12 protein-coding genes are annotated in these 12937 nt (G+C 62.8%); 6 read left to right on the forward strand and 6 right to left on the reverse strand.

The window, feature by feature from the left end; all coding sequences use genetic code 11:
- Positions 1–21 precede the first annotated feature (21 nt).
- Together CWB41_RS14225 and CWB41_RS14230 are read right to left on the reverse strand one after the other, a co-directional pair.
- Positions 22–2211, reverse strand: coding sequence for a family 2A encapsulin nanocompartment cargo protein cysteine desulfurase (locus CWB41_RS14225; RefSeq protein ID WP_115837671.1), 2190 nt, complete (start codon positions 2209–2211; stop codon positions 22–24).
- A 65-nt stretch (positions 2212–2276) separates the two neighbouring features.
- Entirely contained in the window at positions 2277–3233 is a 957-nt protein-coding gene (locus CWB41_RS14230; protein WP_115837669.1) for a family 2A encapsulin nanocompartment shell protein, read from the reverse strand.
- Positions 3234–3671: 438 nt separating this feature from the next.
- On the opposite strand from CWB41_RS14230, the gene CWB41_RS14235 reads away from it, so the two are divergent.
- From CWB41_RS14235 to CWB41_RS14255, 5 genes are all read left to right on the forward strand, one after another.
- On the forward strand, positions 3672–3890 hold the full coding sequence (locus CWB41_RS14235) for a hypothetical protein (protein ID WP_115837667.1): 219 nt from the start codon (positions 3672–3674) through the stop codon (positions 3888–3890).
- Positions 3891–3942: 52 nt separating this feature from the next.
- On the forward strand, positions 3943–5259 hold the full coding sequence (locus tag CWB41_RS14240; protein ID WP_115837665.1) for an O-acetylhomoserine aminocarboxypropyltransferase/cysteine synthase family protein: 1317 nt from the start codon (positions 3943–3945) through the stop codon (positions 5257–5259).
- Positions 5260–5336: 77 nt separating this feature from the next.
- On the forward strand, positions 5337–6188 hold the full coding sequence (gene cysE / locus CWB41_RS14245; RefSeq protein WP_115837941.1) for a serine O-acetyltransferase: 852 nt from the start codon (positions 5337–5339) through the stop codon (positions 6186–6188).
- Between the two features lie 98 nt (positions 6189–6286).
- Entirely contained in the window at positions 6287–7723 is a 1437-nt protein-coding gene (locus tag CWB41_RS14250; protein WP_115837663.1) for a polysaccharide biosynthesis protein, read from the forward strand.
- Positions 7724–7933: 210 nt separating this feature from the next.
- Positions 7934–8425 carry a CinA family protein gene (locus CWB41_RS14255; protein WP_115837661.1) on the forward strand — a complete coding sequence of 164 codons (492 nt, stop codon included), beginning with the start codon at positions 7934–7936 and terminating at the stop codon, positions 8423–8425.
- On the opposite strand, the gene CWB41_RS14260 is transcribed toward CWB41_RS14255, so the two are convergent.
- Together CWB41_RS14260 and lipA are read right to left on the reverse strand one after the other, a co-directional pair.
- On the reverse strand, positions 8426–8884 hold the full coding sequence (locus tag CWB41_RS14260; RefSeq protein ID WP_115837660.1) for a type II toxin-antitoxin system RatA family toxin: 459 nt from the start codon (positions 8882–8884) through the stop codon (positions 8426–8428).
- 49 nt (positions 8885–8933) lie between these two features.
- Complete coding sequence (gene lipA / locus CWB41_RS14265) at positions 8934–9884, reverse strand: lipoyl synthase (RefSeq protein ID WP_115837968.1); 951 nt, start codon at positions 9882–9884, stop codon at positions 8934–8936.
- A 65-nt stretch (positions 9885–9949) separates the two neighbouring features.
- Between lipA and CWB41_RS14270 the strand changes: the two genes are divergently transcribed.
- Complete coding sequence (locus CWB41_RS14270; RefSeq protein ID WP_115837966.1) at positions 9950–10162, forward strand: ChaB family protein; 213 nt, start codon at positions 9950–9952, stop codon at positions 10160–10162.
- A gap of 8 nt (positions 10163–10170) precedes the next feature.
- Here CWB41_RS14270 and lpdA read toward each other — a convergent pair whose 3' ends face one another.
- Positions 10171–11613 (reverse strand): dihydrolipoyl dehydrogenase, encoded by a 1443-nt coding sequence (lpdA, locus tag CWB41_RS14275; RefSeq protein ID WP_129396512.1) that lies wholly within the window; start codon positions 11611–11613, stop codon positions 10171–10173.
- A 1-nt stretch (position 11614) separates the two neighbouring features.
- Positions 11615–12934: a pyruvate dehydrogenase complex dihydrolipoamide acetyltransferase gene (locus tag CWB41_RS14280; protein WP_115836304.1), complete on the reverse strand. Its 1320-nt coding sequence runs from the start codon at positions 12932–12934 to the stop codon at positions 11615–11617.
- Positions 12935–12937: the final 3 nt, after the last annotated feature.

The following is a 12937-nucleotide window of genomic DNA, read 5'->3' on the forward strand; positions in this document are numbered from 1 at the left end:
GTCATGGTTATCGCTTGATGATTATCTTTTGACGCGTCCGGCCTGAATCCGGTGCAGCGTCGCGACGAGAAGATCGACATCGTCCTTGGTGTTGTAGAACGCCAGCGACGGCCGCACGGTTGTCTCCACGCCGAAGCGGCGCAGGATCGGCTGCGCGCAATGGTGCCCCGCCCGCACCGCGATGCCTTCCTGATTCAGCGCCTTGCCGACATCCTCGCTGCGGCAGCCGTCGAGCACGAAGGAGAGTACGCTCGCTTTGTCTTTCGCCGTGCCAATCATGGTGAGGCCCGGCACCGTCAGCATTTTCTCCGTCGCATAGACAAGCAGTTCATGCTCGTAACGGTCGATGATCTCGCGGCCGATCGATTCCACATAGTCGATCGCTGCGCCGAGGCCCACCGCATCGGCGATATTGCCTGTGCCGGCCTCGAAGCGGTTCGGCGGCGGCTGATAAATCGTCTTCTCGAAAGTGACGTCGGCGATCATGTTACCGCCGCCCTGCCAGGGCGGCATATGCGCCAGCACATCCGGCTTGCCATAGACGACACCGATGCCGGTCGGCCCGAAAACCTTATGGCCCGAGAAGACGAAGAAATCGCAATCGATCGTCTGCACATCGACCGGCATATGCGAGACCGATTGCGCACCATCGACCAGCACGCAGGCGCCATAGCGGTGCGCGATCGCCGTCATCTCCTGGACCGGCACGATCGTGCCGAGCGCGTTCGAGACCTGCGGCATGGCGACGATGCGCGTGCGCGGTCCGAGCAGGCGCTCGTATTCTTCGAGGATCACCTGCCCCGTATTATCGACCGGCGCGACGCGCAGCTTGGCACCGGTGGCACCGCAAAGCTGCTGCCAGGGAACGATATTGGCGTGATGCTCCAGCCAAGTGATGACGATCTCATCGCCTTCCTTGACGTTGCGGCCGCCCCAGGCTTTGGCGACGAGGTTGATACCCTCGGTCGCGCCGCGAACGAAGATGATGTCGCGCTCGGAGCCCGCATTCAGAAAGCGCGCCGTCTTCTGCCGCGCCACCTCATAAGCATCGGTCGCGCGTGCGGCGAGATCGTGCGCGGCGCGATGGATGTTGGAATTCTCGTGTTCGTAGAAATAGCTGATGCGGTCGATGACCGATTGCGGCTTCTGCGTCGTCGCGGCGTTGTCGAGCCAGACGAGCGGCTTGCCGTGCACTTTTTCCTGCAGGATCGGGAAGTCGCGCTTGACTGTATAGGGGTCGAAGGGCCGCGTCGAAGAGCCGAGGTCGACGGCGGCGGGCGCTGTTTCCAACGCAACGATTTGTGGCGAGAAGCTTGCGGGCGCCTGTGCTGGCGCCGCGGGAGCTGTCGCACCATTCTGCGGCGTCGTCTCGGTCGCTGCGGCGGACTTCGCCGGGCCGAGGAAATAAAACGCTTCGCCCGGCACATGCGCATCGGGAACGCCGGGGCTATCCGGCACATGCGGAATATTGACCGGCGCCTGCGGCGTTTGCGGAGCGGCGGCGCTCGGCCAACCAAAGCTTTGCGGAAGCTCCGGCGCGGCCGGCCTTGCGCTTGGGATAGACGCGTCAGCCCCCTGCGGTATCTGCGGGGATATTCCCGGCGCATCGGGCAGACGGGCGGCGGGTGCCGTGTCCGGCAACGACGGCGACACTGATGGTGTTGGCGCGGCCGGGACCGCGGCAAGATCGAGGTCGCGTCGCGCCAGTGCATTGTCGTCGAGAAAGTAGGGCGAATCCTTCGGCGGCGTATTGAACGGCGACGGCGTCAAATCCTGAGCGCCGAAGGCCGATGCAAGATGCTCCTTCGGCACGAAGGAGGTGAATTCGGCGAGATGCGCCAACGGGCCCGCGGCATCGAGATCGCCGGGCGCATTCGGCGCGAAGCCGCCTGCGGTCGAACCCGGCTGTGGCACATCGGGCAGACCATGCGGCGCGGCCGGTGTTGTCGGCGCGGAAATGTTTGGCGTCGGCACGACCGAGGCAATGGTCGTCGGCGGAAAGTCCGGCGGTCCAAATGGCAGCGCCGCGGGGATGAGCGGGGCGGCGCTGGTCACGACCGAAGGCGCCGGCACCATATTGGGGCTCGGCGGCACGAGCGGCATACCCGGCGAATCCCGCGTCGGAATCGGGCCGTCCGGCGGGGTACGGAAGAAGTAATTGGCGAGCTGCGCGATCAGGTTCGGATCGGGCGCGGACGGTGCCGAAGGCATGGGCTGACCCTATTGATTCCGTCCGGCGGCACGCGGCCGCCGGATCCTTGGCGCGGTATAAAAGCTTAGGCGTAGTTAAACGGATATTGGTGGTACTTGCCCACCTCGACCCCTTCGAGAACGCCGAGCGCATCATCCGTAAGGACGGCCGCCGAACAATAAAGCGAGATCAGGTAGGACGCGACCGCCTTGCGGTTGATGCCCATGAAACGCACCGAAAGGCTCGGCGCGACCTCGCCCGGAATGCCCGGCTGGAACAGGCCGACGACGCCCTGCTTCTTCTCGCCCGTGCGCAGCAAGAGGATGTTGGTCTTGCCGGCTTCGTCGATATAGAGTTTGTCGCTCGGGATCAGCGGCAGGCCGCGCCAGGTGATGAAGGGCGAGCCGAACAGCGTAACCGTGGGCGGCGGCACGCCCCGGCGCGTGCATTCACGGCCGAAGGCCGCAATCGCGCGCGGGTGCGCGAGGAAGAAAGCCGGCTCTTTCCAGACCTTGGTGATAAGCTCGTCAAGATCGTCCGGCGTCGGCGCCCCGCCGCGCGTCGAAATCTTCATCGACGGATGCGCATTGGTCAACAGGCCGTACTCGCGATTGTTGATGAGCTCGGCTTCCTGCTTCTCCTTGACCTTTTCGACGAGCAGGCGAACCTGCTCCTGAATCTGATCGTAGGGATGGCTGTAAAGGTCGGAGACGCGGGTCTGCACATCGAGCACGGTCGACACCGCATTGAGCGAATATTCGCGCGGCGTGGCCTCGTAATCGACGAAGGTCAGCGGCAGGTCCGAATCAATGTCGCGGCGCGGACTGCAAGCGACATCGGCATCTGCCAGGGAATCATCCTCACGGACCTTGTTGAGCCGGTAAATGCCAGCTTCGACCGGCGTCCAAGGCAGGAAAGAAACGAGCCAGCGGGGTGTAATCCCGGACCACTGCGCCCGCGTCTTGGTGGCATTCGCGAGTTGCCTGGCTGCAGCCTCGCTTAAGGTTCGACGGACATGGGGTTCTTCGGTTTCGTCGGGCATTCACCGGCTCCTGGACAAAGTTGAAGAAGCTTGAGTAGAAGAATATTCCAATATGGTAGAATTATGTTCTACATATATGCTTCCACAATTCTTGCGAACGAGGGCTCTATTACAGCCCCTCCATAATATTCGCAAGATACTGTTTCAATATATACTTTTCTATGTTTTTTATTGACTAGAGAATATTCTTCGCATTAACGCCGGACATTCTCCAGCGTATATTAGTTGACAATTTTTGTAGAGTATATATGGTTGACGGATAAAAGCTGCGTCGCTCTCTAAAATGCGACGCCCAAAGAGGCCCCCTTGAAGTCTTCGCTCCGATTGATCTTTGCGTGTTGTTGTCCGGCCTTTGCGCCGCGCGAATCTTCGCGCCCTGCCCGGACCTAACCAATTATCGGCGCTGATCGCCGCGAAGTTTTTTAAAGGGTTTCAAAGATGTCAGACGCTTATGTTGTCCAGGTTAGCGGACTCACCGCGGGAATCGTCGTCCGCGACGCCTCCGCTGAGACGTTCAGCTTTTTCGCTGCCACACATCGTTTCAATGCTCTCGAAGGCCAGCAATTCGCCGAGCCCTACGCGGCCGAGCGCGCCGCGCGCCAATTGATTGCGCGCCGCGATTCCCTGCCGGGACCGGAGTTGCATCACACCTCCTAACCAACGGAACGACGCAAGCTTCCAGGTTCAAACTTCGCGATTGGAGCAAGCCATGTCGCGCGATGCACGAAAACCCGAGACCCTAGCCCTGCATGCTGGTTGGCGCGCCGACCCCACGACGGGGTCCGTCGCCGTCCCGATTCATCAAACGACGTCCTACCAATTCCATCATACGGCGCATGCCGAGAATCTCTTCGCCCTGCGCGAACTCGGCTTCATTTATACGCGCATCGGCAATCCGACGAACGATGTGCTCGAACAACGTGTTGCGGCGCTCGAAGGCGGCGCCGCGGCGCTGGCGGTTGCCTCCGGCCAGGCCGCTTCGGCCTTCGCGCTGCAGAACATCGCGTCTGCCGGGGACAATGTCGTTTCCTCGACCGATCTTTATGGCGGCACCTGGAATCTTTTCGCCAATACGCTGAAGACGCAAGGCATCGAGGTTCGCTTCGTCGATCCCGCTGACCCGGAGAATTTTCGCCGCGCCACGGACGAGCGCACCCGGGCCTATTATCTCGAAACCCTGCCCAATCCGAAGCTCATCGTGCCGCCGATCGCGGAGATTGCCGCCATCGGCCGGGACTACGGCATTCCGCTCATCGTCGATAACACCGCGACGCCACTGATCGCCCAGCCCTTCGCGCATGGCGCGGCCATCGTCGTCTATTCGGCGACGAAATATCTCGGCGGCCACGGCAACTCGATCGGCGGCCTCATCGTCGATGGCGGCAATTTCGATTGGGAGAAATTTCCACAGCGCCAGCCGGCGCTGAACACGCCGGACCCGAGCTATCATGGCGCGATCTGGGCCGAGGCGGCCAAGCCTCTGGGGCCCATCGCCTATATCCTGAAGGCGCGCACGACATTGTTGCGCGATCTCGGCTCGGCGCTGTCGCCATTCAATGCCTTCCTCATCATCCAGGGCATTGAATCGCTTGCCTTGCGCATCGAGCGGCATGTCGAGAATGCAAACAAGGTCGTTGAATATCTCAAGCAGCGGCCGGAGGTCGTGCGCATCATCCACCCCTCGCAGCAAAGCGGCGTGGAGCGGGCGCGTGCCGACAAATATCTGCGCGGCCAGTATGGCGGCCTCGTCGGCTTCGAACTGGCGGGCGGGCGCGAGGCAGGCCGGCGCTTCATCGACGGGCTGGAGCTCTTCTATCATGTCGCCAATATTGGCGACTCGCGCAGCCTCGCCATCCACCCGGCAACGACAACCCATTCGCAATTGTCGCCCGAAGATCAGCTTGCAACCGGCGTTTCGGACAATTACGTCCGCCTGTCAGTAGGCATAGAGCATATCGACGATATCGTTGCCGAACTCGATCGCGGCTTTGCCGCCGCCGGCACACTTGCGCGAGCTGCCGAATGAGCGCGCGCGGCCTCCTCAACCTTATCTGTTGTCGCTAGCCGGGATTTGTTCTAATGGCATTCGAGAAAGCGCATGTCATGCTCGTATCGACGTCACCAGCGCCGCCTCTGCGGCAAGTCTTCTCGGACGACACTCTTTGGGACCGCTTGCGGCAAGAGGCGGCCGATGTTCTGGCGCGTGAGCCGGTTCTCGCCGCCCTCATCCTGACCACAGTCATCAATCGTGAAACATTCGAGCAGGCGGTCATCCACCGCGTTGCCCTGCGCCTCGCCAACGGCACGGTTTCCACAGATCTGATTGTCGACGCTTTTACCGCCGCCTTGCGCGAGGACCCCGAAATCGGCAAGGCGTTCCGCGCCGATATCGCCGCCGTCGTTGATCGCGATCCGGCCACGGCGCGGCTGATCGAGCCCCTGCTCTACTACAAGGGCTTTCACGCCATCGAGACGCACCGGCTCGCGCATTATCTCTGGAACATCAATCAGCGCGACCTTGCCTTCTACCTGCAAAGCCGCTCGTCCGAACTTTTCCAGACCGACATTCATCCGGCCGCGCGCTTCGGCCGTGGCATCTTCCTCGACCACGCGACCGGCTTCGTCGTCGGCGCGACCGCCATCATCGAGGACAATGTCTCGATCCTGCAGAACGTGACGCTCGGCGGCACAGGCAAGGAATCGGGCGACCGGCATCCAAAGATCAAGAGCGGCACGATGATCGGCGCGGGGGCGAAAATCCTCGGCAATATCGAAGTCGGGCCCTGCGCCCGCGTCGCGGCGGGCTCGGTCGTGCTGAGCCCGGTACCCGCCAATTCCACGGTCGCCGGCGTTCCGGCCAAGATCGTCGGCACCGCCGGCTGCCCCGAGCCGGCGCGCGACATGAACCAGATTTTGAGCAAGCTCGCCTACGATTCCTTCAGCTATTCCATCTGATCGCACCCGCTGAACCGGCATTCGGCGTCGCCGGATCGCGTAACGCTTCCTTCAAGGCTGGGCTCTAAGATGGCCGGGTTCGCGCCCCGGTTATCATCATGTTGATTTCTCTTACTTTTTTTCTGAATGCGGCGATCAATTTCGCGCTCGGGCTGGTGGTCGCCAAAATTCTGGGACCGGCCGAGTTCGGCCGCTTTGCCATCGGTGCGACCCTCGCGCTGACGCTCAATTCGATCGTGTTCGAATGGGTGCGGCTTTCGGCAACCCGCCTCTATGGCGCGACCGCGCGCGACAGCCAGCCGGACCTGCGGGCGAGCCTCAACGCCGCCTATCTCGCGGGCGCGCTGGTGCTGATCCTGATCGGCGCATTACTACTGCTCTTCGGCGGCAAATATCTCTCCCCGGCGCTCGCGGCCGCTGTCATTGTCTCGGCGATCGCAAACGGATTCTTCGAATATTGGACTGCGCTCGCCCGCGCGCGGTTTCGCAACGTCGCCTATGCGAAACTGGTTATCGTCAAGAACGTCACGAGCTTGATCCTGATGATCGCGGCAGGTGTCGTTCTGCGCAACGCTGCGGCGGTCCTTGCCGCGTCGAGTCTTGCCGTGCTGATCTCACTCGCCCCGGTATGGCGGGAGCTTCAAGATCCCGGCGCTGCACTTTCGCTGGCGCGCAAGGAGCGCATCTTCTCCTTTGGGCACTACGGCGTTCCGCTCGTGATCGCCAGCGTCATCTATCAACTCATTCTATTAGCGAACCGCTCGCTCGCCGCCGCCTGGCTCGGCTTCGCGGCGGCAGGCCAGCTCTCTCTCGCGACCGACCTCAGCCTGCGCCTGTTCCAGACCGCGGCGGCCGGCTTCGACGCTTTCCTGTTTCAGCTTGTCGTTGGCCGCGAAGCGACGCACGGCAAAGATGCCGCGCAAAAGCAGGTCGCGATCAATATGCTTCTCGTCGCTGCGATCCTCGTGCCGCTCGCCGCGGGCTACGTTGCGATCATGCCCTCCTTCGAGGCGATCCTCATTCCGGCGAAATATCGCGGCAACTTCGCGCAGCTCAGTCTCATCCTCGCGCCGGGCCTGGTTCTCTACTGTCTCGCCCAATACGCCTTCACCCCTGTCTTCCAGCTCGCGATGCAAACGCGCCAGGTCATCTGGGCGGCGTTCGCAGCCCTTGCCTGTTACGCCGCGCTTCTCGCCTTTCTGCCGCATGGCGCGGGCGTCGAAGCCTTTGCCTGGGTCCATTGCGCGAGCTACGCGGTCGGCGCGGGCGTCATCGCGATCATGGGCGCGCGGCTTAGCAAACGCTGGCCGGCGCTGCGCGACTTCCTCGCAGTGTTCGCCGCGACTGCGGCCATGCTTCTCGCGACCTGGCCGTGCCGAAGCCTCGGCTCGCCATGGCTCGCGCTTGTGAGCGCGGCGACGATCGGCCCGATCGTCTATTGCGGCCTGGCCTGGATATTCGACATCGCCGGCATCCGGCAAGCGGTTCTCGCCCGTTACCCAAGGGCGCGCAGGCTCTTCGCCGACGGCAAATAATCTCGCCACTGCGAAACGACCATGTGCAGGCAGCACAACCGGGGCTGGTTTCAGCCGGAGGCCTGCACGATTTGAATGGTAAAACGAGCCTATTACGCAACGGCATCAAAATTTTCCGGTGGGAATGCATCCACACGCCAGTTTCGGTAATTGCAGCTATGACATCCAGGCACATAGCATTTGCCTGAACCTCAATGTGCAAAGGATCTCATGTTCGATGCCTCTTTGCGACAGCGTGCCGCGACGCTGGTCGATCGCTATCGCGAGCGGGGGTTGACCCTCGTTACCGCAGAATCCTGTACCGGCGGTTTGATCTCCGGACTGATCACCGAGATTCCCGGTGCGTCGAAAGTCTTCGAACGCGGCTATGTCACTTATTCCAACCGGGCCAAGGAAGAATGCATCGACGTCGCTCCTGATCTTCTCGATCAATTCGGCGCTGTCAGCGCCGAGGTTGCTGAAGCGATGGCCGAGGGAGCCTTGCGCTTTTCCGCCGCCAGCGTCGCGCTTTCCGTCACCGGAATCGCCGGACCGGACGGCGGCTCCGAGGCAAAACCCGTCGGACTTGTCTATTTCGGCTATGGCCGCTCCGGGCAGATCGCAACAATCGAAAAAAGATTCGGGCCCATTGGCCGCAGTCAGATCCGTCTCGCCGCAGTTGGAGTCGCCCTCGATCTTCTGTTCAACGCCGTGGTAGGCTGATCAGCCCGCGCGCCCGTAGACGAGATCGGCGCGGTTCTCGAAAGCCTCGGCGAATTTGCGGAACGCTGTTTCAAACATGCCGCCAACAAGGACCGCTAACGCCCGGCTCTTGAACTCGTAGGAAATATCGAATTCGACTTTGCAGGAGCGCTCGCCGTGCGCGACGAAACGCCAGCGATTCTCCAGATGGCGGAACGGCCCGTCGATGTATTCGACGAGGATTTCGAGCTTTTCAGCATCGCAGGTCACGCGGCTGGTGAAGCGCTCGCGGATTGCCTTGTAGCCGACTTCCATGTCGGCGACGAAGAGCGTGCGGCCATCCGGCAAAGTAGTATGCTCACGCACGGTCAGCGCCCGGCATAGCGGCAGGAAGTTCGGATAGGCTTCGACATCCGCGACAAGATCGAACATCGCCTTGGCGGAGTGTGGGACCATCCGGCTGGTGCGAAAACTGGGCATGGTGCATCGATAACAAAGAGCGCCGCGGTTTGTCTTGCGGCAAGATTGATCAGGTTTTGCTGGCGCGTTTGGCTTTGAGTTTAGCGAAGTCCTCGGCGGCGTGATAGGAGGAGCGGGTGAGCGGCGAGGCTGAGGCGAGCAGGAAGCCCTTGGCGAGAGCGATCTCCTGCAGCGCGCTGAACTCCTGCGGCGCCGGGAATGCGATCACCGGATGATGCTTGCGCGTCGGCTGCAGATATTGGCCGATGGTGAGAAAATCGACATCGGCGCTGCGCAGATCGTCCATCAGTTGCAAAATCTCGTCGCGCGTCTCGCCGAGGCCGACCATGATGCCGGACTTGGTGAAGAGCTGCGGGTCGAGTTCCTTCGCCCGCTGCAGCAGCCGCACCGAATGGAAGTAACGCGCCCCGGGCCGCACGCTCGGATATTTCGACGGCACCGTCTCGAGATTGTGGTTGAAGACATCGGGCTTGGCTTCGACGACGATCTCCAGCGCGCCGGGCTTGCGCAGAAAATCCGGGGTCAGCACTTCGATCGTCGTGTGCGGGCTGGCCGTGCGGATGGCGCCGATCACCGCCGCGAAGTGCCGCGCCCCGCCGTCGTCGAGATCATCGCGGTCGACCGAGGTGACGACGACATGGGCGAGGCCGAGTTTGGCGACCGCCTCCGCCACCTGCCCCGGCTCACGCGGATTGACCGCACCCGGCAGCCCGGTCCTGACATTGCAGAAGGCGCACGCGCGGGTGCAGGTATCCCCCAGGATCATGAAGGTCGCGTGCTTTTTCTCCCAGCACTCGCCGATATTGGGGCAGCCGGCTTCCTCGCAGACGGTGACGAGCCGGTGCTCTTTGACGATCGCGGCGGTCTCGCGCCAGGCGGGCGAGCCCGGCGCCTTGACGCGGATCCAGTCCGGCTTCTTCGCCACCGGCTGGTCCGGCCGGTGGGCTTTCTCCGGGTGACGCGCGGAGATGGTGGAGGGTAAGGGCGGTGCTAAAGTCATGGTCTTCACCAAATATCGTCCTGGTTTTCCCAGGACTCACTGAATCCGACTGACAGGAGCCGGTCTTGCCTTATTCCAGCAACGAAGATCTTCCGCCCCAAGTCCGTGATCATCTGCCAGCCCACGCCCAGGATATCTTCCGGGCTGCCTTCAACGCGGCCCATGCCGAACACGAGAACGATCCGCGCCAGGAAGAGGCTGCTTTCCGCATTGCCTGGGCGGCGGTCAAAAAACACTATCACAAGGCCGGCGACCGCTGGGTCGCAAACGAAGACTAGCGGCCCGCCTAGATATGGATAGCGCGGCCGTAAGCGTCGAGCACGCTCTCGTGCATCGTCTCCGACAGGGTCGGATGCGGGAAGATCGTGCCGATCAGCTCCGCCTCGGTCGTCTCGCAGTTCATGGCGACGACAAAACCCTGAATGAGTTCGGTGACTTCCGCGCCGATCATATGGGCGCCGAGGAGGCGCCCCGTCGCCACGTCGAAGATCGTCTTGGTCAGGCCCTCGGGCTCCCCCAGGGCAATCGCCTTGCCATTGCCGATGAACGGGAACCGGCCGATCCTGAGCTGATAGCCCGCCGCCTTGGCCTTTTCCTCGGTCAGGCCGACCGAGGCGATCTGCGGATTGCAATAGGTGCAGCCGGGGACCCTGTCGCGGTCAAGCGGATGCGGATGCTGGCCGGCGATGGCCTCGACGCAGATGACGCCCTCATGCTCGGCCTTGTGCGCCAGCATGGGCGGGCCGGCGACATCGCCGATGGCATAGACGCCCGCCACATTGGTGCGGCCGAGCCCGTCCGTGACGATGATGCCGCGCTCGGTCTTCACCCCGAGCGCCTCGAGGCCGAGGGTCTCGACATTGCCGATGACGCCAACGGCGGAGATCAGCCGCTCGGCTTTCAAGGTCTGCGGCTGGCCGTTGGCATCTTCCGCAAGGGCGGTGACGCCGTTGGCGCCCTTTTCGACCTTGGTGATCTTCGTGCCGGTGAGGACCTTGATGCCGCGCTTCTCGAACCTCTTCTGCGCCAGCGCCGCGATCTCGGCATCCTCGGCCGGCAGGATACGCGGCAGAACCTCGATCAGCGTCACCTCGGCGCCGAAGTCGCGATAGAACGAAGCGAACTCGACGCCGATGGCGCCCGAGCCGACGACGATCAGGCTTTTGGGGATCGCGTCCGGCATCATCGCCTCGAAATAGGTCCAGATGAGCTTGCCGTCCGGCTCCAGCCCGGGCAGGACGCGCGGCCGCGCTCCGGTGGCGACGATGATGTGTTTTGCCTGATAGGTGCCCTCGCCCAATACGCCCTTGGGCAGCGCCGCCTGCGGCTGATGCGCCGGCTTCGACGGCTTGCCGACCCGGACCTCGCCGGGCTTGGTCAATTGCGCCTCGCCCCAGATCACATCGACCTTGTTCTTCTTCAGCAGGAAGCCGACCCCGGCATTGAGCTGCGCCGAGATCTTGCGCGAACGGTCCTTGATCGCCTCGGCGTCATAGCCGATCTTGCCCTCGATCCTGAGGCCGTAATCCTTCGCGTGCCGGGCGTAATGATAAATCTCGGCCGAGCGCAGCAGCGCCTTGGTCGGGATGCAGCCCCAGTTGAGGCAGATGCCGCCGAGATGCTCGCGCTCCACCACCGCCGTCTTCAGGCCCAATTGCGCCGCGCGGATCGCCGCCACATAGCCGCCAGGCCCACCGCCAATGACGATCACGCCGTAAGCATTCGCCATGCTAAATGCCCAACAAAGTCAGCGGGACCTCGATATGATGCCGGAACGCCGAAAGCAGTTCCGCGCCCGTGGCGCCGTCGATGGCGCGGTGATCGCAGGAAAGCGTCGCGCCGATCAGCGTCGCCGGGACGATCTGGCCCTTGCGCACAACGGGCCGCGCCTCGCCCGCGCCGACCGCGAGGATCGAAGACTGCGGCGGGTTGATGATGGCCGAAAATTCCTTGATCCCATACATGCCGAGATTGGAGACGGCACTGACGCCGCCCTCATATTCTGACGGCTTCAGCCGCCGCTGTTTGGCGCGCGCGGCATAATCCTTCATCGTGCTGGAGATGACCGAGAGCGGCAGGAGATCGGCCTGCTTCAACACCGGCGTGATGAGCCCGTCGGGGATCGCCACCGCCACCGCGACGTCGGCATGATGATGCCGCAGCATGCTGTTTTCGAGGAAGGTGACATTGGCGTTCGGCACATCGATCAACGCCAGAGCCAAAGCCTTGACGATCATGTCGTTGACCGAAAGCTTGTAGTCGGGCGTGCCGTCCTTCGCCTTCGGTGCTGCGGCGTTCAATTCGCCGCGCAGCTTCAAAAGCGCGTCGATCTCGCATTCGATGGTCAGATAGAAATGCGGGATATTCGTCGTCGCCTCGACAAGCCGCCGCGCGATCGTCTTGCGCATCGTCTCATGCGGAACTTCGTCGAACGAGTCAGACGCAAAATATTGCTTGATGATCGCGTCGGATTGCGTCGGCTTCGGCAGCGGCGCAACCGCTGCGGCAGCAGGTGCGGCCTTGCCGACGCCGGCTGCGAGGGCGGCCGTCACATCGGCGGCGATGATGCGACCATGCGGACCAGAGCCGGTGACAGCCGCGAGATCAAGCTTGTTCTGCCCCGCGAGGCGGCGCGCCAGCGGCGAGGCGAAACGGCGCGCCGGCTTGCCGGCCTCCGCCTGCGGAAAGGCGACGACATTTCCCGGCGCGGAGGCCGGAGCTGTTGGCGTTGATACGGACGCTAGCGGCACAGGAGCCGCCGGTTGCACCGGTGCGGACGATCCGGCCGTCAGCGTCTTGGGGTCTTCGCCCTCTTCCGCGATCAGCGCGATGATTTCATTGACCGGCACATCGTTCGTGCCTGCGGGCACGAGGATCTTGCCGAGCGTGCCTTCGTCGACGGCTTCGACTTCCATCGTCGCCTTGTCGGTCTCGATCTCGGCGATCACGTCGCCGGACTTCACTGCATCGCCCTCGGCCTTGAGCCAGCGGGTGAGATTGCCCTTCTCCATCGTCGGCGACAGTGCGGGCATGAGGATTTTGACGGACATCCG

It is taken from the genome of Methylovirgula ligni (genome assembly GCF_004135935.1).
In the GTDB taxonomy this organism is placed as follows: domain Bacteria; phylum Pseudomonadota; class Alphaproteobacteria; order Rhizobiales; family Beijerinckiaceae; genus Methylovirgula; species Methylovirgula ligni.

Bases quoted from the DNA above. Each gene is read 5' to 3' on its own strand.
- CWB41_RS14235 (WP_115837667.1), top strand. From the start codon at position 3,672: ATGTCAGACGCTTATGTTGTCCAGGTTAGCGGACTCACCGCGGGAATC.
- CWB41_RS14260 (WP_115837660.1), bottom strand. From the start codon at position 8,884: ATGCCCAGTTTTCGCACCAGCCGGATGGTCCCACACTCCGCCAAGGCG.
- CWB41_RS14225 (WP_115837671.1), bottom strand. From the start codon at position 2,211: ATGCCTTCGGCACCGTCCGCGCCCGATCCGAACCTGATCGCGCAGCTC.
- CWB41_RS14255 (WP_115837661.1), top strand. From the start codon at position 7,934: ATGTTCGATGCCTCTTTGCGACAGCGTGCCGCGACGCTGGTCGATCGC.
- CWB41_RS14280 (WP_115836304.1), bottom strand. From the start codon at position 12,934: ATGTCCGTCAAAATCCTCATGCCCGCACTGTCGCCGACGATGGAGAAG.
- CWB41_RS14230 (WP_115837669.1), bottom strand. From the start codon at position 3,233: ATGCCCGACGAAACCGAAGAACCCCATGTCCGTCGAACCTTAAGCGAG.
- lipA (WP_115837968.1), bottom strand. From the start codon at position 9,884: ATGACTTTAGCACCGCCCTTACCCTCCACCATCTCCGCGCGTCACCCG.
- CWB41_RS14250 (WP_115837663.1), top strand. From the start codon at position 6,287: ATGTTGATTTCTCTTACTTTTTTTCTGAATGCGGCGATCAATTTCGCG.
- cysE (WP_115837941.1), top strand. From the start codon at position 5,337: ATGCTCGTATCGACGTCACCAGCGCCGCCTCTGCGGCAAGTCTTCTCG.
- lpdA (WP_129396512.1), bottom strand. From the start codon at position 11,613: ATGGCGAATGCTTACGGCGTGATCGTCATTGGCGGTGGGCCTGGCGGC.
- CWB41_RS14240 (WP_115837665.1), top strand. From the start codon at position 3,943: ATGTCGCGCGATGCACGAAAACCCGAGACCCTAGCCCTGCATGCTGGT.